The organism is Sphingomonas sp. SORGH_AS_0870 (genome assembly GCF_031453175.1).
GTDB lineage: Bacteria > Pseudomonadota > Alphaproteobacteria > Sphingomonadales > Sphingomonadaceae > Sphingomonas.
In genome coordinates, this window is the sequence record NZ_JAVIYW010000001.1 from 70,357 (window position 1) to 97,081 (window position 26,725).

19 protein-coding genes, 6 pseudogenes and 2 other annotated features are annotated in these 26,725 nt (G+C 59.1%); of the genes and pseudogenes, 8 read left to right on the forward strand and 17 right to left on the reverse strand.

Going from position 1 to position 26,725, the window contains the following annotated elements; genetic code table 11:
* Positions 1-202: 202 nt before the first annotated feature.
* A protein-coding gene (locus QE363_RS00260; protein ID WP_309690612.1) for an IS3 family transposase occupies positions 203-1,434 on the reverse strand; the annotation gives its coding sequence in 2 pieces (ribosomal slippage) (positions 203-1,143 and positions 1,143-1,434; 1,233 coding nt in all).
* Positions 1,034-1,150, reverse strand: a sequence feature (AL1L pseudoknot). (Overlaps the previous gene by 117 nt.)
* 180 nt (positions 1,435-1,614) lie before the next feature.
* Between QE363_RS00260 and QE363_RS00265 the strand changes: the two are divergent.
* Positions 1,615-2,823: pseudogene (locus tag QE363_RS00265) on the forward strand (IS3 family transposase).
* Between the two features lie 157 nt (positions 2,824-2,980).
* Positions 2,981-4,103, forward strand: a pseudogene (locus QE363_RS00270) (IS3 family transposase).
* A gap of 102 nt (positions 4,104-4,205) precedes the next feature.
* Here the strand turns inward: QE363_RS00270 and QE363_RS00275 are convergent.
* On the reverse strand, positions 4,206-4,682 hold the full coding sequence (locus QE363_RS00275; protein ID WP_309690614.1) for a cupin domain-containing protein: 477 nt from the start codon (positions 4,680-4,682) through the stop codon (positions 4,206-4,208).
* A gap of 77 nt (positions 4,683-4,759) precedes the next feature.
* Here QE363_RS00275 and QE363_RS00280 point away from each other — a divergent pair.
* Positions 4,760-5,520 (forward strand): IS5 family transposase gene (locus tag QE363_RS00280; protein WP_309690616.1). Its coding sequence is split into 2 segments (ribosomal slippage): positions 4,760-5,093 and positions 5,093-5,520, totalling 762 coding nucleotides; the frame shifts between segments, so codons are not numbered across the junction.
* Here the strand turns inward: QE363_RS00280 and QE363_RS00285 are convergent.
* Positions 5,514-5,897: a hypothetical protein gene (locus QE363_RS00285; RefSeq protein WP_309690619.1), complete on the reverse strand. Its 384-nt coding sequence runs from the start codon at positions 5,895-5,897 to the stop codon at positions 5,514-5,516. The genes QE363_RS00280 and QE363_RS00285 overlap by 7 nt on opposite strands.
* A gap of 522 nt (positions 5,898-6,419) precedes the next feature.
* On the opposite strand from QE363_RS00285, the pseudogene QE363_RS00290 reads away from it, so the two are divergent.
* The 3 pseudogenes from QE363_RS00290 to QE363_RS00300 all read left to right on the forward strand — a co-directional run.
* Positions 6,420-6,536, forward strand: a pseudogene (locus QE363_RS00290) (IS630 family transposase); the annotation flags it as partial.
* 25 nt (positions 6,537-6,561) lie between these two features.
* Positions 6,562-6,819: pseudogene (locus tag QE363_RS00295) on the forward strand (recombinase family protein); the annotation flags it as partial.
* A 154-nt stretch (positions 6,820-6,973) separates the two neighbouring features.
* Positions 6,974-8,088, forward strand: a pseudogene (locus QE363_RS00300) (IS110 family transposase).
* Positions 8,089-8,627: 539 nt separating this feature from the next.
* On the opposite strand, the gene QE363_RS00305 reads toward QE363_RS00300, so the two are convergent.
* From QE363_RS00305 to QE363_RS00315, 3 genes are all read right to left on the reverse strand, one after another.
* Positions 8,628-9,893, reverse strand: a complete 1,266-nt coding sequence (locus tag QE363_RS00305; RefSeq protein ID WP_309690622.1) for a hypothetical protein — start codon at positions 9,891-9,893, stop codon at positions 8,628-8,630.
* A gap of 328 nt (positions 9,894-10,221) precedes the next feature.
* Entirely contained in the window at positions 10,222-11,334 is a 1,113-nt protein-coding gene (locus QE363_RS00310; protein WP_309690625.1) for a capsule biosynthesis protein, read from the reverse strand.
* Positions 11,331-13,247, reverse strand: a complete 1,917-nt coding sequence (locus QE363_RS00315) for an SLBB domain-containing protein (RefSeq protein ID WP_309690628.1) — start codon at positions 13,245-13,247, stop codon at positions 11,331-11,333. The genes QE363_RS00310 and QE363_RS00315 overlap by 4 nt, the downstream gene beginning before the upstream one ends.
* A gap of 158 nt (positions 13,248-13,405) precedes the next feature.
* Here QE363_RS00315 and QE363_RS19665 point away from each other — a divergent pair.
* Positions 13,406-13,531, forward strand: a pseudogene (locus QE363_RS19665) (IS3 family transposase); the annotation flags it as partial.
* Between the two features lie 84 nt (positions 13,532-13,615).
* Positions 13,616-14,847 (forward strand): IS3 family transposase gene (locus QE363_RS00320; protein WP_309690612.1). Its coding sequence is split into 2 segments (ribosomal slippage): positions 13,616-13,907 and positions 13,907-14,847, totalling 1,233 coding nucleotides; the frame shifts between segments, so codons are not numbered across the junction.
* Positions 13,900-14,016: a sequence feature (AL1L pseudoknot), on the forward strand. It overlaps the preceding gene by 117 nt.
* Before the next feature lie 375 nt (positions 14,848-15,222).
* Here QE363_RS00320 and QE363_RS00325 read toward each other — a convergent pair.
* From QE363_RS00325 to QE363_RS00375, 11 genes are all read right to left on the reverse strand, one after another.
* Positions 15,223-16,686: an oligosaccharide flippase family protein gene (locus QE363_RS00325; protein WP_309690630.1), complete on the reverse strand. Its 1,464-nt coding sequence runs from the start codon at positions 16,684-16,686 to the stop codon at positions 15,223-15,225.
* Complete coding sequence (locus QE363_RS00330; protein ID WP_309690632.1) at positions 16,687-17,664, reverse strand: rhamnan synthesis F family protein; 978 nt, start codon at positions 17,662-17,664, stop codon at positions 16,687-16,689.
* Between the two features lie 72 nt (positions 17,665-17,736).
* Positions 17,737-18,981 (reverse strand): hypothetical protein, encoded by a 1,245-nt coding sequence (locus QE363_RS00335; RefSeq protein ID WP_309690634.1) that lies wholly within the window; start codon positions 18,979-18,981, stop codon positions 17,737-17,739.
* 96 nt (positions 18,982-19,077) lie between these two features.
* Entirely contained in the window at positions 19,078-19,947 is an 870-nt protein-coding gene (rfbA, locus tag QE363_RS00340; RefSeq protein ID WP_309690637.1) for a glucose-1-phosphate thymidylyltransferase RfbA, read from the reverse strand.
* Positions 19,944-20,831, reverse strand: a complete 888-nt coding sequence (gene rfbD, locus QE363_RS00345) for a dTDP-4-dehydrorhamnose reductase (protein WP_309690639.1) — start codon at positions 20,829-20,831, stop codon at positions 19,944-19,946. The genes rfbA and rfbD overlap by 4 nt, the downstream gene beginning before the upstream one ends.
* The gene (gene rfbB / locus QE363_RS00350) at positions 20,831-21,880 is read right to left on the reverse strand and encodes a dTDP-glucose 4,6-dehydratase (protein WP_309690640.1); all 1,050 of its coding nucleotides are present in this window, start codon (positions 21,878-21,880) and stop codon (positions 20,831-20,833) included. The genes rfbD and rfbB overlap by 1 nt, the downstream gene beginning before the upstream one ends.
* A gap of 11 nt (positions 21,881-21,891) precedes the next feature.
* A complete protein-coding gene (gene rfbC / locus QE363_RS00355; RefSeq protein ID WP_309690642.1) occupies positions 21,892-22,458 on the reverse strand; it encodes a dTDP-4-dehydrorhamnose 3,5-epimerase in 567 nt (188 codons plus the stop codon).
* Between the two features lie 59 nt (positions 22,459-22,517).
* Positions 22,518-23,348 (reverse strand): glycosyltransferase family 2 protein, encoded by an 831-nt coding sequence (locus QE363_RS00360; protein ID WP_309690643.1) that lies wholly within the window; start codon positions 23,346-23,348, stop codon positions 22,518-22,520.
* Positions 23,345-24,469, reverse strand: coding sequence for a glycosyltransferase family 1 protein (locus tag QE363_RS00365; RefSeq protein ID WP_309690645.1), 1,125 nt, complete (start codon positions 24,467-24,469; stop codon positions 23,345-23,347). The genes QE363_RS00360 and QE363_RS00365 overlap by 4 nt, the downstream gene beginning before the upstream one ends.
* Positions 24,459-25,685, reverse strand: coding sequence for a hypothetical protein (locus QE363_RS00370; RefSeq protein WP_309690647.1), 1,227 nt, complete (start codon positions 25,683-25,685; stop codon positions 24,459-24,461). The genes QE363_RS00365 and QE363_RS00370 overlap by 11 nt, the downstream gene beginning before the upstream one ends.
* Before the next feature lie 126 nt (positions 25,686-25,811).
* Positions 25,812-26,725: glycosyltransferase family 2 protein (locus QE363_RS00375; protein WP_309690649.1), on the reverse strand; the 914-nt coding region annotated here is incomplete at its 5' end.

A 26,725-nucleotide genomic window follows, 5' to 3' on the forward strand; every position in this document is an offset into this window, starting at 1 on the left:
GTGCTGCCGTATCGAGCCTCACGGCGCTGGAGATGACGTGATGTGTTGGACGGCCCCTGCACCAGCGTAGCTGTGCAATGATGTGGTCGTTGAGCCACGTCTAGGAGTCGATCTGGCGAAGAACGTGTTTCAGGTCCACGCGATTGGTGCTGATGGAAAGGTGTGAACCGCGCCGGGTTTGCCGGAGGCCGTTGGATGTGAGTCACGCTGACATATCGACGATGTTCGCGGCAGCATAGTATTGCTCTTCGGCCTCGGCGGGCGGAATGTTGCCGATAGGCTCGAGCAGCCGGCGATGATTGAACCAGTCCACCCATTCCAGCGTGGCGTACTCGACCGCCTCGAAGCTTCGCCACGGCCCGCGGCGGTAGATCACCTCGGCCTTGTAGAGGCCGTTGATGGTTTCCGCCAAAGCGTTGTCATAGCTGTCGCCGACGCTGCCGACTGACGGCTCGATGCCCGCTTCGGCCAGGCGCTCGGTGTACTTGATGGACACGTACTGGCTGCCGCGGTCGGAATGGTGGACGAGGCCGCCACCCCGCATCGGCCGTCGGTCATGTAGCGCCTGCTCGAGCGCATCCAAGACGAAGCCGGCATGTGCGCTCCGACTGGCGCGCCAGCCAACGATCCGGCGGGCGTAGGTGTCGATGACGAACGCCACGTAGACGAACCCCGCCCAGGTCGCGACGTAGGTGAAGTCCGATACCCACAGCATGTTCGGTGCTGGCGCGCGGAACTGCCGGTTCACCCGGTCGAGCGGGCATAGGGCCGTCCTGTCGCCGACAGTGGTGCGCACCGGCTTGCCGCGCATCACGCCGGCCAGACCCATCGCCCGCATCAGGCGGGCAACAGTGCAGCGAGCGACGTCGAACCCTTCGCGTCGCAGTTGCCGCCAGACCTTGCGCACGCCGTAGACGCGGAAGTTCTCCTCGAACACGCGGCGCACCTCCGGTCCGAGCGCATCGTCACGCCGAACCCGAGCCGACCGTCTGGTCGGCTCAATCCTCCTGGCTGCATGAGCATGATAGGTGGACGGGGCGATCGGCAGGACCCGGCAGATCGGCTCGACCCCGTACGCCTTGCGATGCGCGTCGATGAACGACACCATCACTTCACTCGGCGGTCGAGCTCCGCCATCGCAAAATACGCCGACGCCTTACGCAGGATCTCGTTGGCCTGGCGCAGCTCGCGGTTCTCGCGTTCCAGCGCCTTCATCCGGGCGGCAACATCGCTCGGCACCCCGGCGCGGGCGCCACTGTCGATCTCGGCCTTCTTCACCCACTCGTGCAGCGTCTGGCCTGCACATCCGATCTTCGCCGCGATCGATACCACCGCTGCCCAGCGCGACGGGTGATCCTTCTCATGGTCCAGCACCATCCGCACCGCACGCGCGCGCACCTCAGGCGAAAACTTGTTCGTCGTCTTGCTCGTCATAGCCCCTTCCTCTCAGGAGTTGGGGCCTCCGACAAACCCGGCGCGGTTCAGTCAGTAGGTGCGTGACGTCATGCTATCTCCCTTAAAAATACAACCATCGGTGCTGAGCTGGCCCCCATTTCGACCGGACGGATTCAAGCCTAAGAAGGAGGCTTGGGGCTATCCCCTAAGCATAGGCTTATGTCCGTGTCCGAGATCATCACCGACGGCGGTCGTCGCCGTCACTGGAGCACGCCTGAGAAGCTGAGGATTGTCGAGGAGACACTCGACGGTCGCGAGAGCATCTCGGTGGTGGCGCGCCGCAACGGCGTGGCGCCGAACCTGCTGTACCGCTGGCGGCGGCTGATGCTGGAGGGCGGGAGCGTCGCGGTGGCTGGCGACGACGACGTGACCAGCAATCGCCAGGTCCGCGAGATGGACAACCGCATCCGCGAACTGGAGCGCCAGCTCGGCCGCAAGACGCTGGAGGTCGAGATCCTGAAGGAGGCGCTGGAACGGTCGCGCCCAAAAAAAGCGAGCTTACTCATGCACTCGCCGCTGCCGGAGACTATCCGGTGAGCCTGGTCGCCAGCACGCTCGGGGTCGGGCGCTCGACGGTGTACGACCGCCTGACCGGCCGCACCCGGACGCGCGGGCCGTACGCCAAGGCCGGGGACGCGGACCTGCTGCCCCGTATCCGCCAGATCGCCGCGCAGCGGCCCACCTACGGCTACCGCCGCATCGCGGCGGTCCTCAATCGACAGCAACGCGCCGAAGGACTGGCGCCGGTCAATCACAAGCGCGTCTACCGCATCATGGCCGCGGACCGCCTGCTGCTGGCGCGGCGCTATACCGAGCGGGCCGACTATGGCCATGACGGCGTCGTGGTGGCGATCCGCTCGAACCTGCGCTGGTGCTCGGACGGCTTCGAGTTCACCTGCTGGAACGGCGAGGTCGTGCGCGGCGCCTTCATCATCGACGCCCATGACCGCGAGATCATCGCCTGGCGCGCGGTTGCCAATGCGGGCATCAGCGGCTCGGACGTGCGCGACATCATGCTGGAAGCCGTGGAAACCCGCTTCGGCGGTATGCGCGCGCCCGTGCCGGTCGAGATGCTGTCCGATAACGGCTCGACCTATACTGCCCGCGAAACACGCACCTTTGCCCGGCAGCTGGGCCTCAAACCCTGCTTCACGCCCGTCCGCAGCCCGCAGTCCAACGGCATCTCGGAGGCCTTCGTTCATACCCTCAAGCGCGATTACGTCCGCGTCTCGCCGCTGCCTGATGCTCCCACCGCGTTGACATCGCTGGCCAGATGGACCGAGGACTACAACGACAACCCCCCCCCATTCAGGGCTCAAAATGCGTTCACCGCGCGAACATCGCGCACTGGTTTCTGCAACCGCTTGAATCCGTCCGGTGAAACGGGGGCCAGATCAGGTGACAAGTTCGCAATCGCTGATGACCTGTGCGGTTGGACGGTGTGACCTGAGCCCTCCGGATTGGTCCATTCTTTGTGAGAAATTCCCGGTTAGGTTTGGCAGGTGCCGGACTAGGGAATCCGCCGATGAAGAAGTCGAGGTTCAGCGAGCAGCAGATAGCGTTCATCCTCAAGCAGGTCGAGGATGGAACAAGCGTCGAGGAGGTTTGCCGGAAGGCGGGCATTTCCATCCAGACCCCGGCCTACGCCGGGGCAGGCTCTACTACCGATGGCGCAGCAAGTACGGAGGTCTGATGCCGTCGGAGATGAAGCGCTTGAAGGTGCTGGAGGAGGAGAACGTCCGGCTGAAGCGGCTGGTGGCGAACCTCAGCTTAGACAAGGAGATGCTGCAGGACGACATCCGCCGAAAAATGTAGGGCCTGGTCGAGCCCGGGAGATCGTCGGCTATTTGCAGGCGAGCTACCAGGTCAGCGAACGGCGAGCCTGCGGTACCTTTCCGATCAATCGATCGACCCAGCGCTATCAGTCCCGCCGCCTTCGATCAGGCCGGCCTTAAGATGCGGATCAAGGAGTTGGCTGCGACCCGTGTTCGCTACGGGTATCGACGCATCCACGTGCTGCTCCGGCGGGAGGGCTGGGAGATCAATCACAAGCGCACCCATCGCCTGTATCGCGAACTCGGTCTGCAACTGCGCAACAAGACACCCAAACGCAAAGTGAAGGCGAAGCTGCGCGATGACCGGACACCGGCGACGGCCCCCAACGAGTGCTGGTCGATGGATTTCTTGTCGGACCAGCTGTTCGACGGGCGCAAGATCCGCGTGCTGTCGATCGTCGACAACTTCACGCGCGTGTCGCCAGCGCTCGACGTACGGATGAGCTACCGCGGCTCTGACGTGGTCGAGACGCTCGAGCGCGTTGCCGCGGTACACGGTCGTCCGCAGCGCATTCGCTCGGATAATGGCCCGGAGTTCATCTCGAAGGATCTCGATCTGTGGGCCTATCAGCATGATGTAGTGCTCGACTTCAGCAGGCCTGGAAAGCCGACTGACAATGCGTTCGCGGAGGCGTTCAACGGCGGGTGCGGGCCGAATGCCTCAACGCATACTGGTTCTTGAGCCTGGACGACGCACGGGTAAAATGTGAGGCGTGGCGGCGCGATTACAACGAGCACCGTCCGCATAGCTCCCTCGGCAACCAGGCCCCGATGGAGCGCGCTTTTTCGTCAGGGCAGGCATGCCTGCCCTGACGAACAGAGAGCCGGTTTTCTCATAAAGACCGAACCAAAGACAGGGTGAGGCTCAACACCGGTCGGTCTCTGGTCGCCGCTGGATGAAAGATTGGGGTCACGTCAAGCGTTTGCAATCAGCCAGAACTTCTTGGCAAAGGGCGCTTTCGACGACCATGTGATCTTGGCGCCACTTGGTATTGCGAGGATGTCGCCGCCCTTGAGTTCATGTGTCTCGCCGGTGGCTTCGTCGACGACTTGGAAATGGCCTTCGAGCAGCAGCTCGATCTCGTCGCCGAGCGGCGAAGTATAGGTAACGATCGTCGATCCGTCAGGCTCGCAACCGGCTATGCCGACGCCCGCGCGCCACAGGCCGCAGAGCAAGGTTCCGGTGCTTCCCGTCGCGCGCAGTTTGAACAATTCGCCGCATATCATGGAGCCATGCTCGGGCTCGTCCCATGCAAATGGCTCCCAATTGTCGGGATTATCGCTGATATGACCGACGTAGACATCGTCCTCCTTGACGCCGGGCAACGGCGAATCCCACAGGATCCAGAATTTCTTCAGGAAGGGCGCATCGATGTCCCAGGTGAGCACCACGTCCTTAGGCTCAGGACCTATTAAATAGCTTGCGTGAGTGGTGACGGGTTGATTCATTGTCGGTGGAGGTGCCGCCGATGAGTGAACTGTTCTGGCTGACGGACAAGCAGATGCAGCGGATTGAGCCGTATTTTCCGTTATCGCATGGCGTGCCGCGCGTGGATGACCGGCGGATCGTCAGCGGCATCATCTTCGTGATCCGCAACGGCCTGCGCTGGCGGGATGCGCCAGCGGCTTATGGTCCGCCCAAGACGATCTACAACCGGTTCATCCGCTGGAGCCGGATGGGGGTATTCAACCGCATCTTTGCCGGACTGGCAGCCGATGGCGGACCACCGGATCAGCTGATGATCGACGCCACGCATCTGAAGGCGCACCGGACGGCAGCCAGCCTGCTCAAAAAGGGGCTCTTTCCCGATGTATCGGGCGCACCAGGGGCGGCCTGAACTCCAAGCTGCACGCCGTCTGCGACGATCGTGGACGCCCGCGTGTCATGCTGCTCACCGAAGGGCAGATGAGCGACTACAAGGGCGCAGCCCTCATGTTCGACGCGATGCCGCCCGCTACGGTGCTGCTCGCCGATCGCGGCTATGACGCCGACTGGTTCCGCCAAGCGCTTGCTGCCCGTGGAACCGCCGCCTGCATCCCGTCACGCAAAGGCCGCAAGGCACCGATCCCGCATGATGCTGCACTCTACCGCCGTCGTCACAGGATCGAGAACATGTTCGGCCGCCTCAAAGACTGGCGACGCATCCATACCCGCTACGACCTATGTGCTCACGCCTTCATGTCGGCCATCGCACTCGCCGCTTCCGTCATCTTCTGGATCAATCAATGAGTCCTGAGCCTAGGGTGGCTGATGATCGTGCCTGCCTCAAGGCGATATTGTTTGCCGGTCGCCGCGATCGTGACGGTCGCGGTTCCTTCGAGGATGACCATGGTCTCGTCGCCAAGCGGCGCCGAATAGTCGACATGGCACGATCCGTCTTCATTGCATCCTGCGATGCCTTTGCCGGTTCGCCAGAGACCAAGTTGCAGCGATCCGCTTGTTGGCTCGAAAGCGATCGGCGCGACTTCGCCCTTGACCTGGGGACCGAAGACGGGATCGTCCCAGGCGAAGGGCGTCCACTGAGCCGGGTTGCTGTTGCGATTGCCGATACTGATGGACCGGGCTTTGGGTGCCGTGTCGCGCTGGACAATGGGTTCGCTGGCCATCAGAAATCTCCTTGCTCGCGTTGCCTCCCCAGGGCCTTCCCACTCGCGAACTATGGCTGTAGCGTGCGGGGCCGACATGCTGGATCGACCTCGCGAGCCTATGATGAGGGCCAATGCCGCCCTAGGGCCTGAGTGACCATTTCTGCTGGTGCCAGATCGCTGTGACTCCCCCCTGCCTGAGAGCGCAGTCGTCGCGGCGCTGCGCGCTGCCGCGTTCGAGAGGATCTCAATGGTGAGGCGGATCTGGTGAAGCCGTCTGCGACCGTGACGCCCATCGCGACATGCTCGAATGGCCCGCGGCAGCGCCGTATCCACGACCATCCGGTGAGAAGCGGGTCATAGCGCGCGATGCCGATGTCACCGCCTATTGCCGCGACGGTCGCCAGTCCAGCAAATCGGGACAACCGGGCGGTCGCGTTCGTCCGCGATGAACGCCTCCCACTCATGCCACTCGTCATCGGTCTCGACGATGACCGGACAATAGCGCCGGAAAGGAAGCGTCGATCCGACGACGATGCGGCGCGCGACGCCATCGAAGCGGCTGGCGCCAAGCTGCTCTTCCTTCCGCTCTCCAACCCCGACTTCAACTCGATCGAGCAGGTATTCTCCAAGCTCAAGGCACTTCTGCGAAAGGGTGCTGTAGGCGGAGGATGGCAGCCATGTCATCGACCTCCAGCGCGACGACCGGCCGGGGCTGGATGCGTGCATCAAGGCGCTGCGTCATGGCGATACGCTGGTCGTGTGGAAGCTCGACCGGTTGGGGCGCGACCTGCGCCATCTCGCCAACCTAGTCGGCGACCTGACGAAGCGCGGCATCGCGCTCAAGGTGCTCGCTGGCGAGGGCGCGGCGATCGACACCACCACCGCCAACGGTCGCCCCGTCTTCGCGATCTTCGCCGGGCTGGCCGAGTTCGGGCGTGAGCGACGGCCGTATCCTACCAATCACGCTGCAGGAGTTTTACTGACGTGCCTTCCTATCGCAACGCCGATCAGCCCTTAGACCCAATGACTGCGGGAGCCTCTGCGGCTCGAATCTGAGATGCTGACGAAGGATTTGTCAGCAACGGAGACGAGTCATGAGGGAGGCAGTGAAGTACGTCGGTCTGGACGTTCATAAGGAAACCATCGCGGTCGCGGTTGCCGATGGAAAGCGCGGAGGTGAGGTGCGTTTCTTCGGCACGGTCGCCAACGAGGATGATGCGATCAGGAAGCTGATCAAGTGGCTGACCGCGCCGGGCGTGACGTTGAACCTCTGTTACGAGGCTGGCCCTTGCGGCTATGGACTCCATCGGCTGCTGACGAAGCTGGGGCAGGCCTGCATCGTCATCGCCCCCTCGATGATGCCACGGCGACCGGTCGACCATGTAAAACGGACGGGCGTGACGCGATGACGCTGGCGCGGCTGCTACGTGCCGGCGAACTCACCGCGATCTGGGTGCCGGACGAAGCGCACGAGGCGGTCCGTGACCTGATCCACGCCCGACGCAGCGCGAAGGAGAATGCGACCGGAGCCAAGCAGACGGTGCGCAGCTTTCTTCTTCGCCACGACCGGAGGTTTCCTGGTCGTGCGGCGTGGAGCAAGACGTACAGGCGTTGGCTGGCGGAACAGCGGTTCGACTTTCCCCACCAGCAGCTGGCGTTTGAGGAAACGCAAAAGCGGGTACTGGAGGCACAGGCGCGCGTCGGCCGGCTCGAGGCGGCGCTCGCCGAGGCGGTGGAAGGTTGGCGGTTCGCGCCGGTCGTTCGCAATCTCCAGGCGTTGCGCGGTGTTCAGCTTGTCAGCGCTGCAACGTTGGTCGCCGAGGTCGGCGATCTCACCCGGTTCGACACCCCCAAGCAGCTAATGGCGTATGTCGGCCTGGTGCCGTCCGAACATTCCAGCGGCGCCCGTACCCAGCGCGGTCGCATTACCCGTGCGGGTAATGGGCAGGCGCGAACCATGCTGATCGAGGCGGGCTGGGCCTACCGGCTGCCAGCCCGGGAAGCGCAGCACTCTCGGCAGCGCGTGAAGGATCTGCCCGATGATGTGCAGGCGATCGGATGGAAGGCGCAGGTCCGCCTGTGCCAGCGCTTCCGCCGTCTGGTGGCCACGGGCAAGCCTCAGCCCAAGGTGACCACCGCGATTGCGCGGGAACTGGTCGGCTATGCCTGGGACATCGCCAGGCATGTATCGCCGATCGTTGCCGGCTGACCCTTTTCGAGTTGCAGCAACGAGAGGAGGTGCCAGCACACCAACTGCATAGCCTTGGCCGGCGTGCCGCGGGCACTCGACTGTGATGGGCAATCCACGGCGTAGTTGGGGCAGGCATCGCCGACGCCCGATCTTAGACGGAGGACAGGGCCAGCGACGGATACGGGTAGTGCGGTAACCAACCCGCGGATGAGAGCGTGATCAATCGTCGTCGATCAGGCGCCCGCGGCACACCCGCCAAGGTCAATGCGACCGCTGGCCTCGTGGCCAGCGAAGGAGTAAACTCCGCCAGCGTCTCGGATGGCAGTCATGAGAGCGTACGCTCGGAGACACATTCTGCGATGACCCCGTTCTGCACCCGCGCCAATGCCGCGCCCATCAAGCCGCCGCTCGACGCGCACATATTCTATAAAGAACGCAACTATAATGCTAAGCCTCAAACCGTAAGCTGGCGTCGTCCTATTGCTCGGGGCTGCATGCCATCGAATAATGGGAGAAGCCGGGAGACCGCCCGGGCCCATACCGGTCATTGCTACTGTCTACGACTGCAGAACGCGCGGATGCGGATCAATTGTTGGTCGTTGAAAGCGGTGCGCCGCTATGATTTGCGCCAGGCTATCGAGTGCTATTCCCCATAGCATAAAGCACATTAATCCTGGTCGGAGGAAAATTCCAAGCGAGATGCCGATTTCCTCGGTGACGGGGCGTTGAGATAGCCAAGCCGGACTGGATATCTCGATGAATGTCGAAAGTACGTTATCGTAAGGAATGCAAGACACATAAGCAGCTACAATCGCGATTATTGGGCCCGGCCGACGCCACGGCTCCAAGAATACTAAGAAAACTATGAAAGTTGCAGTGTAGCCACCAGGAGATGAACCGACAAGATAGGTGCTCAAAAGAATTAGCGCGATCCGCCGTTCATTTACAATACCCGGCTGCAAAAAACTCCCTATTATGGTAACGATGCTGATCAATCGGCTTACGTTGATAATAATAGGAATAGCCGTCATGATAAGGTCAACTGTACGTGACGGTAAAAAGTCTCGTGTTGGGAAACGATACGTATCAAAGCCGAGAAATGGCGCGTAACTCGTAGAGTAGAAGACGCTTTCCCAAACTTGGTTTCCAGTGAGCTTGATAAAGGCCGCAGCGCCAGCGATGAGTTGGCCCAAGGTGCCGTCACCCAGTAACGCTACCGTGAGTAGATATAGGCCAAGCGTCGCAAAGCCAGCTAATTCCAGGTTACGCCATCGGCGATTTATTGCAGTCGCGACAACAGGAACGAGCAAGTATGGCTTGAAATTGATCAAAAAGGCGCTTGCTATCGCACGAGTCCAATTTGACCGAGCGATCCCGCCAAATGCAAACGCAAAAAATATAAAGCAGACAAGGATGAGGTTGCCACGCTCTAGCGTAAACAGCCATGGCAGTCCGAAAGTAAAACCAACGCCGCGGAACAATGCCGTACGCGGATCCGCCTTCCAAAAAGCATAGGTTGCCACCGCACTACCGATTGCCCAGCAGGACAGGATGGCAATACGACCGTAAACGTCACAATCGCGCGCAGCAAAAGCATCGCTGACGTAACATGATGGATCGCCAGCCAGCTTGAGAAATACGAATGACAGTGGAGGATAGACCGTCTTCCACACGTCGAAAGCGCCACGGTGGTGGGCCCAGTAAGCCGTGTTGAACCAGTCCATGAATGTGTCATTGGGATCGAAAACGAATGGCTGCGGAAGCCGTCCATATACCGAAAAATAATTGACGCACCAAGCCAACCCAGCGAGCACCGACAGCATCAAAAACAGTTCGGGGATACGTCGGCGGGACTCACCGAGTACGCGCGAGGGTTTCACTTAAGCAGACCCGGCTAGATGAATGGAAGCACAATGCAACAAGGCGCCTTTGATTGCTAATAAGCAACTACATCCTTCTGCACTCGATAGTTGCACCTGATATATCCTTTCACTTATTACCCAGAACCGTCCATCAACCAAGCGAAATCAATATTTATAGTACAATCTGCAGGGAGAACATTGACCGGGGAATATCTAATGGGGACTGCATCAAGCGCAATTTCCTCAAGCATAGTTCGATTGGTAAAAATATCAGTTCATAAGCCGCGTTTTAGGTATTATTATGCTCGCGACTAAAAATATGTTTCCACTCCAAACCGGTAAGCGGCGCATAAAGCTCAGTAAAAACTGCCATTAAAATTGTCAGGATAAGCAACGCAACGGCGGATACATTATAATGACGCTCCGCATCAACATTCACGGGTTCGATGGTTTGGATGTAACTAGCACTCTCTGCAGAAAGATTTTCAACTTCTACTTGCTCCGTCGCTCGAGAATAAACCTCATACAGCGCTTCAGCAAAACGATAGTCGCGGTAGAGATCAAGATAGCGGCTGGATACGGCCCCCAATCCTGCAACATTGGGACCGCTGGCGCCGCTCGTAGGTCGACCCGTGCTGGCAACTTGCCCCTGTAACGCCGCAACCTGCGCACGCACTGCGGCAAGCTGCGGGTTTTCGGGACCTGCGACCTGTTCGACGGATCGAAGCTCTACCTGTTTGGCTGCGAGTTGAGCCTGAAGCGACGCCCTTAAAGCGATTGCGCTACCTAATTCCTGTTCCGGCGAAGCGAGATGGTTCGCCCGCCGGAACGCATCCAGTGCTTGCTCCGCCCTTACAACACGCTCACCCGCCTCACGGAAGCGCTGGTGCACGATCTTGCTCTTGTGAGCGATCGTGTTGCGGGTCAATGCCGCGATACGATCGCTAATCGCATCCACATAGGCCGTTGTAATGCGCATCGACGTATCGGCGTCGTATGTACGCGTCTCTACTTCCAATACACCGCCAAGCAGCAGGTGAATGTCAACCTCCTTGGCAAGTGCGATACGCGCATCGCGCACCGTGGCATATTGGCGGTCCGGACCGACGAGCTTCAACGAATTGATCACGCGATCCGTGACCGCCATGCTACGCCCGATGACGACATAAAGGTCGTTGGGTGGCTTCCCCCCCGAGAATAGGTTCGCAAAAGTCGCCAACTGACCACCAAGCGAATTGAGCACCTGCCCTAGACCCGCACTATTGGCATCCTGTGGCAGTAGTTTGGCACGCGCGACCCATGGTCGCGGTACGACACACAGCACGGCAAGCACGAGCGCGATTGCAAGATAGCCAATCCGGCGCCAGCGCGGTTCCAGAATCCAGCGATGCACAGCGGTCACTTTGACACCGTGGCAATGGTAGCTGCCGTCAGCCCTGCAGTAAGCAAGCCCTGCGTGACTTCACGCAATTTTGCCCAAGTTTCACCGCGCGATCCGTTGATCGGCACGAAAATGAGATCACCCGGAAGCGCATCCGCCTTCAGGGCTCCCTGACCTTGTTCGATCACGCTACCATTTGCTCGTATGACAAATACGTGACGGCGATCACCGATCTTCTGCACACCGCCCGCCTGCTCGATATAATCTCGGATTTTGCGCCCTGGGGTGAAGCGAAAATTAGCAGGGCTGGGGACCGAACCAAAAACGCCCACTGCCACGGGCACAGGCGGGATATAGAGGGCGTCGTTGTTCTCCAACGTTACGTTAGCCGGGAGCTGAGCGGCATCAGGCGTTATGTCAAGTACCAGTCGCCCATCAGGCTTGCGCTGCCTGAGTTCCGAGATGACTCTGTTCAGGGCCGTCGCTCGCTGGACGGCGTCAGTGCTAGGGCGCAAAGCTGACGTCAATGCCTCGGCCGTCAACGTCACCGAGGTATCGGTCAGGGCGCGGTCGAAGCTCACACGTTGCTGGATGCGCAAACGTTCACGCGTGAATACAGTACCAAACACATAGGATTGTGGTGTCAGCCCGCCAGCCAAAGCCATCACCTCGCCCAACGAGGTACCAGGCTGAACATAGTATCGACCCGGTTTGGTCACCTCTCCGTTCACCGTAACGAGGACCGGCTGCTGCATCAGTGGTCGAGCTATACCGATAGCGGACAATACACGGATCACCTGGGCACGGCGCGCCACCGTCCCGCGCACGTCCTGCGCGCTCAGCTCCTGCCAACCGCTATCGGGCTTAAGAGGATCGAGCAGCAGCAGTCGTTGATCGTCAGCAACCGTATTGACCCCGCCCGCATAGAGCAAAACATCTTCTAGCGTATCGTTCGCCCGTGTCTCGAAAATCGACTGATTGTTCACGCTGCCGATGACTGCAACCTGGGCACCGACGGGAGCGATGTAAAGGACATCACCGTTTTCGAGTACAGCGTCGGCCCGCTTGTCGCCCTTAAGCAAAAGATCGTAGAGGTCGAAATCGGCGATCAATTGCCCACCGCGGCGCAACTGGATCGAACGGAAGCTACCTCCAGCAGAGGGGCCACCTGCTGCCAATACGGCGTTTACCAGCGTGGAAAGGCTACTGACCGAGTAGGAGCCTGGCACTTGCGCAAAACCGGTAACGTAGACGGTGATGCCATGCAGCCTCGCAGTTGACACCGAGACCCGAAAATCGCGGTATTGCCGCGAAACTTGCCCTGCTATCACCTGCTGGATGTCGCCATAGCGCACCCCACCAACCGAAATCGCACCCACGCGAGGCACAAAAATCCGGCCATTGCTGTCTACGGTGAGCAGCATGTTACTCGATTGGATCGAGCCAGTCAGGCCAACGGCCAACTCATCGCCGGGATTGATCTTGTAGTCTGGCGGAACGGTGGTGGTCGGGGGCGCGGTGAAATCACGCGCCGTCGGTATCAGGAGGTTACTGCCGAATCGTCGCAACGGTGCGTCAACGATATCCGACGCGAACTGCTCGAACTCGCTTGGCGGCGAAGCCCGGCGAGTAACTGCCTGCTCCCCTGATACGGCATTAGCATTTGACCTGTCATCTCTGACAGAGTTGATCTCACCACGCTCTGTAGAGACACTGATTTGATCAGGTACATAACGAGCGGATTCGGCGGCCCTGTTCTGGCTCGCTGCGGCTAGGCGACTTGAATTAGCCTGATCCTGCGAAAGTTGCTGCAATGCGCGATCCTGCTGATCGCTAGCTTGCGCGGCTGCTTCGATCGGCACCGTCAGCGCGACGGTTGCAAGCAGGCATGGCGAAATGCCGCATGTCGTCAAAAGGAAAAATACAGGCTTCACTAGCTATCGGCTCCCGTACGGCGTTATGCAGCCCAGCCCTCATCAAAGCGCAGAGGGAGGCAATGCTGAGCCGGATCAAACAATGGCTTGTTAGCCAAAATCGCGAGCTGAGGAAACTGCCATCTCACCGGATATCAAGCTGGCTGACAGTGAGCCTCACCCCCTTTCGCATCCTACAGTCCAACGGCATTTCGGAGGCCTTCGAGCATACCCTTAAACGCGATTTAGTCTGCGTTTGGTCGTTAGCCGATGATTTCACCGCGCGAGCATCGTGCATTGGTTTCTACAACCGCTTAATCCCTCCGGTGAAACGGGGGCTGAACCGCGCCGGGTTTGTCGGAGGCCCCAACTCCTGAGAGGAAGGGGCTATGACGAGCAAGACGACGAACAAGTTTTCGCCTGAGGTGCGCGCGCGTGCGGTGCGGATGGTGCTGGACCATGAGAAGGATCACCCGTCGCGCTGGGCAGCGGTGGTATCGATCGCGGCGAAGATCGGATGTGCAGGCCAGACGCTGCACGAGTGGGTGAAGAAGGCCGAGATCGACAGTGGCGCCCGCGCCGGGGTGCCGAGCGATGTTGCCGCCCGGATGAAGGCGCTGGAACGCGAGAACCGCGAGCTGCGCCAGGCCAACGAGATCCTGCGTAAGGCGTCGGCGTATTTTGCGATGGCGGAGCTCGACCGCCGAGTGAAGTGATGGTGTCGTTCATCGACGCGCATCGCAAGGCGTACGGGGTCGAGCCGATCTGCCGGGTCCTGCCGATCGCCCCGTCCACCTATCATGCTCATGCAGCCAGGAGGATTGAGCCGACCAGACGGTCGGCTCGGGTTCGGCGTGACGATGCGCTCGGACCGGAGGTGCGCCGCGTGTTCGAGGAGAACTTCCGCGTCTACGGCGTGCGCAAGGTCTGGCGGCAACTGCGACGCGAAGGGTTCGACGTCGCTCGCTGCACTGTTGCCCGCCTGATGCGGGCGATGGGTCTGGCCGGCGTGATGCGCGGCAAGCCGGTGCGCACCACTGTCGGCGACAGGACGGCCCTATGCCCGCTCGACCGGGTGAACCGGCAGTTCCGCGCGCCAGCACCGAACATGCTGTGGGTATCGGACTTCACCTACGTCGCGACCTGGGCGGGGTTCGTCTACGTGGCGTTCGTCATCGACACCTACGCCCGCCGGATCGTTGGCTGGCGCGCCAGTCGGAGCGCACATGCCGGCTTCGTCTTGGATGCGCTCGAGCAGGCGCTACATGACCGACGGCCGATGCGGGGTGGCGGCCTCGTCCACCATTCCGACCGCGGCAGCCAGTACGTGTCCATCAAGTACACCGAGCGCCTGGCCGAAGCGGGCATCGAGCCGTCAGTCGGCAGCGTCGGCGACAGCTATGACAACGCTTTGGCGGAAACCATCAACGGCCTCTACAAGGCCGAGGTGATCTACCGCCGCGGGCCGTGGCGAAGCTTCGAGGCGGTCGAGTACGCCACGCTGGAATGGGTGGACTGGTTCAATCATCGCCGGCTGCTCGAGCCTATCGGCAACATTCCGCCCGCCGAGGCCGAAGAGCAATACTATGCTGCCGCGAACATCGTCGATATGTCAGCGTGACTCACATCCAACGGCCTCCGGCAAACCCGGCGCGGTTCAGACTAACCGTTCCCGAAGTTCCTGTGACAACTCCTACGGCATCCACGCCGACCTCCTGAGCCGGTACAGAGCCTGGATCGGAAAATTGGACCCGTGTAAGTTCTCAACGATTCAGAAGGGGCGGAAACTGCTCCAAGCTTATTCCGATACCAGCGCAGCCGTTACCCGCCTGAGTCAATCAACTCTGTACAGCGGAACTCAGCCGCTGCCTGCTTCCGTACCAGACGCCAAATTCTTCAATACAATTGCCGGGAACAGACCATAGGCTATGACAAAGTCAAATTTGTGCCAATTCGATGCCCATGCCCTTGCAGGCAGATCAGGGTGATGCCGTCATCAACTCGATTGACCGGTCTCGGAAGCAGAACGCCCGCACAGGCGAGCTACAGTTATTAGAATCTCACTGGCAATAGGGTGCCGTTTATATCGCAGCAACAGAAGCCACCCGATGACGCCCAATATGATAGAAAATATAACCAAGATCAACGGAACATGAGGTGACCATTTCCACCACCCCATCAATAAGATCGAAGGGGCAATCGCCACGGCAGTGAGCTGCAAGCTTTCACTATAGACACGATCGATCTCTCCAGGCTCCGTTCCGGCCAAGCGATCGATATGCGGTCGATAGAGAACATAGCCCACGATGGCCTCGCCAATGCGACCTACCGCAGCGGCAGCCAAACCAAATAGGCATCCGACTGAAAAAATTGCAGTTCCTATAATAGCCCGAGACATCTCGATCCGCATTTGCTGGCTTGTTTCTTTACGCAGGACGAACAATTCCCAGTTCATGCCAAATCCGAGTACGATAAACTGGGCTATCATCAACAATGCCAAGGGAGTAGCTGCAGGAAGCCACTTTGCACCATATAATATCAGAACCAATGGACCTGCCAACGTAGCGATACCCAGCAGGATCGGCCACATGGCTCCTGTAATCATCCGCAATGCTCGGATGAAGGTTGTATGAAATTCGCCCTTCTCGCGCAGATCGCGTGAAAGCTGAACAAATATAACACCGGTCGCCAAACCGTAGACGTTGATAAAAACTAGCGTAGCGAGGCCAGATGCGCGAGAATAAAGGCCGAGTGCAAACAATCCCAACATGTTGCCGAGAATGATATCGGAACTCCGTGCCGCCAATTGGGCCACACCACTGATCGTTAGCATCTGGAAACCAAAGACCAGTATCTCTCGAAATCGGTATAAACCTGGCCGAAAAATGAGATCATGACGGCGGGCCATCATATAGAAGAGGGCGCAGACGAGATTCGCGAACACCGGCCCAACTGCCAAGCCAGGCGCACCCGCACCTCGCCAAAGACAAGTCAACGTCACTACAGCTGTAATGACCGCGCGCAATATGTTGACCGCAGAAATAGTGGAATACCGCATTTCCCGCATGCACAATGCCGCGGGCACGAACTCGAGCGCGGAGAACAAAGGCCCGGCCACCATGATTAGCAATACGGCCGATATCTCGTTATCGTGGCGAACAAACATGCTGAACAGGCCAGCGCATAGGAGACATAGCGCTAAAAGGCCGCTTAGGGCTAAATTTACCGTAAACGCAGACCTAAGGGTTTGCAAGTCGATTGTCTTTTCCCGGACGAGAAAAGCCTGTGTGCCAAAGGCAAGAAAAACGCTCAATACACCCGATATCGCCAGGGCAAGAGCATAGATACCCATTTCGCGTGGTGAAATCAGGCGTGCAACTATGACCGATGTTGAAAAAGTAATGGCTAGCGTGATCAGCTGGCTACCATATGACCAGAACAAGGAACGACGTACTGACATCTAGCTCGCTTTCCGCGATTCCTTTCGCGAGAGAATACGAGAATGCATTCGCCTCGGCACGACAGCGAACGCCACCAAAATGCGCAGCGCCACGAGATGCAATGAGTCCCTCCAATCCCCTCGCTTTGAAGATGATCGATAATCAGACAAGACCGTTCTTCGCAACTCAGGCCAGTAAATGAATGGCCAAGCGCTCATAGCACCGAAGCGGGGCAAGGGCTCCACCCCGCGATGGTCTAGGTCCTGTTGAATCATTGATGCAAGGAGTGGATCACGAGACGCAACGACACTCCGCCACTTAACTGCATCTACTACGCGCATACGATTAAGGCGAAGTAGTTCTACTTTTAAAAAAGGAACACCAGTCTCTATTACTTCACGCCAAAGTATATGAGCAGGATTATAAGGATGGCGCCGGGCGATAACCTGCTGCTCATCAAATGAAAAAGCAGCGTAGTAACGCAGTCCAGCAGAAACAAGTGCTTGACTTAGGCCAATCTCATACTTCAAGACAAGCGCAAGCTTGTTTGACATGGCCTGCATCGGCGTGCACATCAAGGCTGAAAAGGCCGATGAGCGATACGCCTCTGGGCGTAATAATATAAACCAACTTTGCAGATGCGGCGCAATTTCAAGAGATTCGACAGCCCCGTAGAAATCTGCATCATGGGACAGCAAGTGATCGATGAAAGAAGATAGATTAGTCAGCGGCCCATAAACGCTATCATTGGCGAGCAGAAGAAGTTGCGCTTTAATAGGAAAGAAGCGTATGCAGGCTTCGATCCACCCTCCAAAATCCATTCCCGTGTTTTCGCGGAGAATGACCTCGGCACCTACTGCCCGCAAATCGTTCAGCGCATCCGGTCTAAGCTTCGCCGTTGACAATACCACGGTTACAAAGCCAGCGTTGCGCAGTGCCCGTAGGTAATGAAGCGTATGCGCAGCAACCCATCCGTCCTGATGGTAGTGCGCGAACAAGCAAAGCCTAGCCGCATCACGGATTCGACGCTCGTCAATTGTAGATATAGAAATGGATGGTGCCCCCATCTGCTAGGACCGCGAAAAGTCAACCAGCGACGCTAAGACGGGCGCGAAAGAGGTCGCCCAATCCCGGTTCAAGCGAGCCGAGGCATGCGCGGCTTTACGCGTGGCATCATCGGCTACACGAGCGACACCTTGCCGCAAGCCATCGAATAACGCATCGATATCCAGCGGTTTGTACAAAATGTTTTCGCTGTAGTGCGCATCTTTTCCCTTGGGGCCGAAGACGTTGGTCACAACCACGGCTCCACTTGCCGCAAGATCTAGCGGGGGATAGCTCGGATGGGGAGTATACATCAGCGAGAAACCAAGATCCGCTTGACGGATAAGTGAGGCATAATCCGACCAGGATAAGCCATTATGATATTGAACCGGCCGCCCTGGAAAAATCATCTTCTGAATATTGATGCCGAAGAAATGAACATTCCATTCGTCAACCGGAAACAGGCCTGCGGCAAAGGCCTTGTCCAACACGGCGACTCCCCGGAGGAACAGGTTCCGGGGATGATCAGGACGGGCGTAGAAGACAAGGTTACGCCGCCCTTCATGGGAATCGGGGTGATAGATGGTTGTCGGGAAAGCTGGCTCGAAGGCGATGCCCCGCTGTGCTGGACCAGCCGTGTCCGTCGCTTGGAAGTGCGTCAACAACAGTTGACTGTTGACCACATAGCGGATGCTAGTGTCGTTGAGGGTTTCGTCGCACAGCAACTGCTGGTCGCCACCAGCATAAAACATTCGTTCGTCTTCCTGCAGCAGATAGACGATTTGATGGGCTGGAACGGTCTGTCTTACTGACCAAGTTCCCCACCACGACGTAGTAAGAACCAAATCGTCCGGTCCTAGCGGAACACCAGGATCGCTCTCCGAGCCATCCGAGAAAATCAGGTCGATTTCCCCGTTATAGGATAATCCCTGAAGTTCAAGCAGTGCACGAAGCGCGGTGTCGTTACAAGGGAGTTCGCGGGTTACGATACGCAGTGAACGCCGTTGAGCTTGTGCGATACTGACAGCGAGTAATACCGCGGTACCGACACCTCCCATTAATTGGCCTGGAGCGACACTGTCCGTAATCATCGTCACATGGTGATGGCCGGATTCAGGTCGAATCTTCAACGGGCGCAGGTTGTGGAACGCCTGCTGCATCAATGCAGCGACCGATCGGGGCTGGGCGGCTTTCCAGCGTGCGACTTTTTGCCGCATTGCCCGGCGCCAGTGCGGTGGCGGGAATGCGGCAAGAGAATGTAGGTTGATCATAGTTGTACTGACCGCTCCTACCGCTGCAACAACGCGGTTTCGATCATCCTCGCCAAGCACCGCTGCGCACGTTCCACCGGATCGGTATGCGAATCATCAACGACCACTTACCGCATTCAGAATTGCACGACCATAATGGGTCTTTTTGAACCGTTCTCCTGCAGCACGCGCCATGTCGGCATCGATAAAGCCCATTTCGAACGCGATCTCTTCAAGACAGGCGATCTGGATACCTTGGCGATGTTGAAGCGTGCGGACAAACTCTCCTGCCTCCAGTAGGCTATCATGAGTGCCGGTGTCGAGCCATGCATAACCGCGCCCCATCTGCTCTACATAGAGGTCGCCTGTTTCCATGTAGAGACGGTTTAGGTCGGTAATCTCCAATTCGCCCCGGGCCGACGGCTTCAGGTCACGCGCCAATTGCACAACGCGATTGTCGTAAAAATACAGGCCAGTGACGGCGTGATTCGACTTGGGTTGAACAGGCTTTTCTTCCAGGCTGATGGCCTTACCGTCCGAACCCAACTCAACGACGCCGTAGCGTTCCGGGTCGTCAACGCGGTAGCTGAACACCGTCGCGCCTTGCGTCCGCGCGACCGCACGTGCCAGCAGGTCCGTCAGATGCGCGCCAAAGAAGATATTGTCGCCCAGTACTAGTGCAACATTATCGTCGCCGATAAAATCCGCGCCGATCGTGAATGCCTGCGCCAGCCCTTCGGGGCGGGGCTGCTCGGCATAGGACAGGGACAGGCCGATCGCGCTGCCGTCGCCGAACAGTCGCTGGTAGTTGCCGAGATATTCGGGACTGGAAATGATGAGCACGTCGCGGATTCCGGCCAGCATCAATACCGACAGCGGATAATAGATCATCGGCTTGTCATAGACCGGCAGCAGTTGCTTGTTGACGGCAAGCGTCGCTGGATGAAGACGGGTGCCCGATCCGCCTGCCAGGATGATACCTTTCACTTCTTGGCTCCGATCAGTTCGTCGAGGATGTCGCCCAGTGCGTCGTGCCACGCCCGGGGGGTAATGCCATAGGCGCGTTCTATCGCTTCATGGGCCAGCAGCGAATTGGCTGGACGCCGCGCGGGCGTCGGATATTGGGCGGTCGTGATCCCTTCGACCTGCGCGACAACGCCGCCACGCGCGCCGGACTGGCGGAAGATTTCCTCCGCGAACCCCGCCCAGGTCGTCGCGCCGGCATTACTGAAATGGAAGGTGCCGGTCGGCGCGTCGGCATCGTCGGCCAACCGTACCGCGATGTGCACCAGTATGTCGGCAAGGTCCGCTGCGCTGGTCGGGCTGCCTTGCTGATCCGCAACGACGCGCAGTATCTCGCGCTCCGCACCGACGCGCAGCATCGTCTTCACGAAGTTATGGCCATGCGCCGATACCACCCAGGCGGTTCGGACAATCGCATGGCGCACGCCGCTGGTACGCACCGCCAGCTCACCGGCCAGCTTCGATGCGCCATAGACGCCAAGTGGTGCTACCGGGTCGTCGACATCCCAGGCGCCGTCACGGTCGCCGGGGAAGACATAGTCGGTCGACACTTGCACTAAGGGCACATTTGCAGCCGCACAGGCCGAAGCGAAGGCAGCGGGTGCCAGCGCGTTGACCTGCCACGCCGCAACCTGATCATGCTCCGCCTTATCGACCGCAGTGTACGCTGCGCCGTTGATGACGGCTGCCCAAGGGCGTTCCGCCACCTTTGCCGCGATCGCTGCCGGGTCGGTCAGGTCAAGCGCGCTACGGTCCAGTGCCACCACCCGCCAGCCTCTGGGCATGTTCACGCGTTGTAGCTCGCGTCCGAGCTGCCCGTTCGCGCCGGTGATCAGCAATTCCCGCATCACGCGATTCCGCGCCGCTCGGATGCCTTCGCCGCGACCAACGGCCGCCACCAATCCTCGTTATCGAGATACCAGATCACCGTCTTTTCAATTCCGGTCTCGAACGTTTCCTGAGGATGCCAGCCGAGTTCGTTGCCGATCCGCGCGGCGTCGATAGCATAGCGCTTGTCATGGCCAGGACGGTCGGCAACCGAGGTAATCTGCTCGGCGTAGCTCACCCCATCGGCACGCGGGCGCAGACGATCGAGGATCGTGCAGACGGTACTCACTACCTCGATATTCTGCTTCTCGTTATGCCCGCCGACATTGTATGTTCGCCCTACCTGCCCGCGCTCGAACACTGCTTGCAGCGCACGGACATGGTCCTCTACGAACAGCCAGTCGCGCACTTGGTCGCCTGCGCCGTATACCGGTAGCGGCTCGCCAGCGAGGGCCTTGACGATCATCAGCGGGATCAATTTCTCGGGGAAGTGATAGGGTCCGTAATTGTTAGAGCAATTGGTAATGAGAACAGGAAGCCCATAGGTATGGCCCCAGGCAGATACCAGATGGTCCGACCCCGCTTTCGACGCCGAGTAGGGCGATCGCGGGTCGTAGGACGTTTCCTCGGTAAACAGCCCGGTATCGCCCAGCGAGCCGTACACCTCGTCGGTCGAGATATGGTGGAAGCGGAACGCCGCCTTACCGGCCTCGTCAAGCGACAGCCAGTAGCTGCGCGCCTCAGCCAGCATGACATAGGTGCCGACGACATTGGTCTGAACGAACGCGCCTGGTCCGTCGATCGATCGGTCGACATGGCTCTCGGCCGCCAAGTGCGTGATGACATCGGGGCGAAAATCCGCGATCGCGGCGCGTACGGCCTCCGCGTCGCAGATGTCGCCCTGGACAAAGCGATAGCGGTTCGACGACGCGACACGCTCGACCGTCGACAACGTGCCCGCATAAGTCAACTTATCGTAGTTGAGCACCTCATGCTCGGTATGTTCGATCAGGTGACGGACCAAAGCCGAGCCGATGAACCCGGCCCCGCCGGTGACGAAGATGCGCATGTAATCGTTCCTCAGGCGAGCGGCGTCAGAGGACGGCCGTCATAGGCGAATGGACTATCGAACTCGGCCAGCGTCGGCTGCACCTTGTCCTTATCGCTCAGTTCGGGAGCGATGCCCGTCGGTATCGGCCAGTCAATGGCGACACTGTCCCATCGTATGCCACCGTCATGAGCGGGAGCATAGGTGTCTGAGCATTTGTAGGTCACCTCGCACTCCGGCTCCAGTGTGACAAAGCCGTGTGCGAAACCGATGGGAATGAAAAGTTGGTGCCCATTTTCAGCGGACAGTTCCGCGCCGACCCACTGACCATAGGTAGGCGATCCTGCCCGGACATCGACTGCGACGTCGAAAATCCGTCCGCGTATGCAGCGGACCAGCTTATCCTGTCCCCGCGTTGGCGTCTGAAAATGCAGGCCGCGCAGCGTAAAGGCGGGGCCGGACAGGGAATGATTGTCCTGCACGAAAGGGCAATAAATGCCTAGCGCAGCGAAAGTCGGCACCGAATACACTTCGGTGAACCAGCCGCGGGCATCACCGAAACGGCGCGGGCGGACAAGCTGGACGGGGGAGGCTACCATGTGTGCTCGATAGACAGGAAGAGGCAGCATGGCAATCCGCCATGATCTGGTACGAGTGATCAGGATCGCGCGTGGTTGATCGCCATTAGCGTTTCAGCGTTGACACGCTTTCGATGAGCATCGAAAAGCCAACCCCATTTTGAGAAATAGCGCAAACCGCTTATTATCAGGTATCTTGTCAGATTTTTGTTCTTAGAGATCTTCGACCTATATAAATGTGTAATGTTAGAATCGGGAACAAATAGGGTTTTATAACGACTATTTATTCTTCTTGAAAGATCTAGATCTTCAAAATACATAAAATAGCGCTCATCGAACCCGCCAACCTCTTCGAGGACATCATGGCTAGAAAGTAAGAAGCAACCAGAAAGGAACGGGATATTTGCCTCTGAAGCATAATTCCAGCTCTTCAGTTCATATTCATCGTTTCGACGGCGTCCCCAGGAGCACCAGCCGAAGAAACGTTTACCGATAAGGTCGGCCGGACGAGGCAAGAGCCGGCAAAGATATTGTAACTTTCCATCAGGATACACGACGCGCGGTGCGACCATTCCGATATCGTTCGATCGCTTCAACCGATCCACCAGGGTAAGGACGGCGCCACCGTCAAAAAGGACGTCCGTGTTGGCGATCAGATGGATGTCGGCGGTTCCGCGCGCCAGGCGGATCGCGATATTATGCGCTCGGCCATAGCCGAGATTGGCGCCAGTGACGATGGTCGTGACATCGCCTTCTGTTGAAATTCCGGGCCTCAAACCGGGACTGTTGTCCACTAAGTACAGATGGGTGCGCAACGGAATGGCTGCTACCTGCTCGCGCATCATCGCGACTTCGGCAGGATCGGTTTTGTACAGCACGCAGCTGACGGTCAGGTCGACAGATAGGCTCATACAATCTCGTCGAAGATCGTCATGGTTTCCCTAGCCACCCGCCCCCAAGACATGGAAGCGGCATTGCGGTACCCGCGCTCGCGCAAAGAGTCGCGTAGCATGGGCTCATCTAGGAGTCGCATCAGGTGTGACGCCAATTGATCGGGAGCCTTGGGGTCGTAGAACAGCGCACCATCCGTCCCGGCAGCCTCGACCAGCGCAGGGTGATGCGAACTTATCAATGGTGCGCCCATGGCCTGGGCTTCGACCGCGGGCAGCCCGAACCCCTCGTACAGCGAAGCGTTCACGACCGCGACCGCATCACGATAAAGGCCTGCCAGTGCGGCGTCACTCACTTTGCCCAGCGCGACGACCGGGGCGAATCCATCGTCGCGCCAACGGGCTAAACGATCGTCGGGATCCCGACCGACATGTACGAGCTTCAGGTCGTAGCCAGCGTGCCGTACCGCTTGCAGCGCGGCCAGGATCGTTTCGACATTCTTGTTGGCGGTCAGATTGGCCACCATCAAGATATATGGACCGACGATCGTCGCCGGCTCGATGGCTTGACCGGGCTGCATTCGACTGGCCAGCTTCGTCACGCGTACCTTGCCGGTCGCGGCAGGCAATATTCGTTCCAGGTCCTGTCGCGTTTGCGTCGACACGGCAATCAGCCGCTGGCAGCGACGGACCGTTAGTGGAATGAACATTTGCCAGTACCGGCGCTGGCGTGGATCGATCAGATCCGGGATGACCGCGTAATACATGTCATGGATGCAGGCGGCGTAGTGACGGCTGCCCCACATCGGCGAAATGAAGCCGGGGCTGAACAGCAGGTCAACACCGGCACGACGGGTCAGCAGCGGTAGCCGTAATTGCTCCCACGCCACGCGCGCCACCCGCCCACCCGGCAGATCGTCAACGACGTGTAGCGCTTCGTGGAGGTGAGCAGGGAAATGCACCAGTGCGCAACGCTGGACGAAGCCCAGCAGTCCGCGATTCGAGCGGGCGGCGACGATCGGGTGCAGTTCGGTAAACAACTGCACCGCGTAATAACCAGGTCCGGTCAGGGGAGTTCCATCGAGGAAGCCCAGATTGAAGGCGATTAGACGCCGATCGTTAGGCAACGCATCAGCAGACATGGGAGAGAGCCGATGGCTGCGAGTTGCGTACGCGCGGGAGGAACTTGACGACGGCAACGACTCCTAGTGATGCGCAGGCCATGGTGAAGGTCCCGCTGAAATATCCAATTCCGCGTACGAACAGTTCGACGAAGAACGACACATAGACGCAGAAGGCGAAGGTCACCGCAACCGGGGCCAGCGCCCTGCGCCCTGCGACCAGCCGTAGGTCGATGACGACCCCGACGAGCTTGACGAGATAGATCAGGAGGATTGCCAACCCAAGGATGCCGAACTCAGCGCCGAATTTGACTGCAAGGAAACTGCCATCGGCCAGGTTCTGCTCACCTCCTCCAACCCGACGGATCATCTCCGTCGCCAGGACATTCGTGGGAGCAAAACCAAGTTGCTGGAAGGCGATTCCCCAACCATGCGTCTTTTCCAGCGCTTCTTGGATCAGCTCGGTACCCTGGAGGTAGACAAGCGCCGAAAGGTTGGTGCTGGTGTAGCTGATATCGAGCCGTTGGGTGTAGTAGGATAGATCGATAAACTGCAGCCCCACTATCCCTGCGATCAGAAAGGCAATCAGTTCGGCAGGCCCTAGCGAACAAATGGCCATGATGACCAACCCGACGGACAGCGAGAGGCTTTTCAGCAGTAGCACGATCAACGCCACCACCCCCAACCATGCCCAGCGCATGATCCGCGAAGAGCGCACTGCGGCATCAATGAAGAACGGCATTGCGGTCAGCGCGAAGTGCGATGGCTCTGTAAAGGGCCAGACCGGACGTTCGGAGGCAAGTGGGCCGGGCGGCTGATAGTTCAGGATCGACAACACTACCATAATGAGAAGCGTCACTCGCACGATATGGAGTGTGTCCGACAGCACCGCATCGTCCGCACAGAAGATCGTGTAGAATATGATCGGCGCGGCCGTCGCCATCAATGCGAGCGCCCCCAGCGAAAAGGTAGCGCGGCTCATGTCGACGGGGAATTGAAACAGCGACAAACCCAGATGGATTGCGATCCCGCTCAATGCCAGGAGGCCCAGCAGCCAGCCTAAATTGAGCACCCGCAATGGAATCCGCCCGAATATGCCAATCGGACCCAATATCGTTATCATCAGGCAGCCAGCGAGCACGCCTGGTGCATAGGACGAGAAATTGAGGTGGTAACGGAGTGCGGATGGAACAAAGAGAATTAGGGCCAGCACCGTCAGGCAGCGTAGCACTGCCAAAAGATGGCGCTCCCTCTGCCGGAGCTGTGCCACCGTTGTGACAGGGGGTGGGGTGATCATAACGCTTTGCCCGACATTCTATGGAAGGCTGATGGCACAGGGCGTCGGCGAAGCCAATGGCCTGTGTCAGCAGCGGCCGACGTGGGAGGAGGGCAGGAGCGGCGGGGCGGAGGCTCCGTCCCACATTCCTTGCAGCTTTGCCTTCGTCATACTCGGTGGATCGAGCCGCAAGAGTGCCCGAACCGCGATCCGGGCGAGGGACGACGCGGCGGTCAGCGCGACGGTTCCTACTCCAAAATGCTTGCGTGCGAACCGCAATTGGTTCTTGTGATATTGGCGGTTGGAATAGATGGACCCGAACCCACCGGACGACTGGCTGACCTTATGGACGATCGTCGTGGTCGCATCCACCCAGATACCGTAGCCGGCTCGCCGAAGCCGCCACATATAGTCAGCGTCCTCCCAATAGGCAAAATATCCCTTATCGATTTCTCCCACCGCCTCGATCGCTGCACGGTCGAAAAGCACGAAGGTAGTCGGCGCATAGTCGGTGGGATAGACTGGCAGAGCCGGCCGGTCGCCCGCCGCGACGTGCAGGCATCGCACCCCGAAGCGCGTCGTGATCTCTCCGCGTTCAAACCACATAGCCGTGCGGTCCTCCTCAAATGCCATGAGGGGGGTCAGTGCGCCAAGCGGCAAGGCATGCTTGGCTCTCGCAAGATCCCGCAAAACATCAGGTCCGAACAGGATATCGTTGTTGCACAAGACGATATGATCCTGCGTGTTGCGCAGGGCGTGGCGCAATCCGATATTGTTGCCCTCGGCCGCGCCGGTGTTCTCGGTACAACGGATCACGGTGACCCGCTGATCCCGCTCAATCGTTGCCAGCTTATCGAGCGTGCCGTCGACACTGGCGTTGTCGACAATGACCAGCGACCAGTCGACACCGTGTTGCGCCTCCAGCGAGGTCCAGAAATCATCCAACACACTGGCAGCGTTATACGTCACCGTGATCAGCGTCAGCTGCGGCAGGGAGGAAG

Coding starts and splice junctions, on each gene's coding strand:
- QE363_RS00285 (WP_309690619.1), bottom strand. CDS start 5,897: ATGGCCAGCGAACCCATTGTCCAGCGCGACACGGCACCCAAAGCCCGG.
- QE363_RS00305 (WP_309690622.1), bottom strand. CDS start 9,893: ATGCTGTCGGTGCTCGCTGGGTTGGCTTGGTGCGTCAATTATTTTTCG.
- QE363_RS00325 (WP_309690630.1), bottom strand. CDS start 16,686: ATGTCAGTACGTCGTTCCTTGTTCTGGTCATATGGTAGCCAGCTGATC.
- QE363_RS00335 (WP_309690634.1), bottom strand. CDS start 18,981: ATGATCAACCTACATTCTCTTGCCGCATTCCCGCCACCGCACTGGCGC.
- rfbD (WP_309690639.1), bottom strand. CDS start 20,831: ATGCGGGAATTGCTGATCACCGGCGCGAACGGGCAGCTCGGACGCGAG.
- rfbB (WP_309690640.1), bottom strand. CDS start 21,880: ATGCGCATCTTCGTCACCGGCGGGGCCGGGTTCATCGGCTCGGCTTTG.
- rfbC (WP_309690642.1), bottom strand. CDS start 22,458: ATGGTAGCCTCCCCCGTCCAGCTTGTCCGCCCGCGCCGTTTCGGTGAT.
- QE363_RS00360 (WP_309690643.1), bottom strand. CDS start 23,348: ATGAGCCTATCTGTCGACCTGACCGTCAGCTGCGTGCTGTACAAAACC.
- QE363_RS00365 (WP_309690645.1), bottom strand. CDS start 24,469: ATGTCTGCTGATGCGTTGCCTAACGATCGGCGTCTAATCGCCTTCAAT.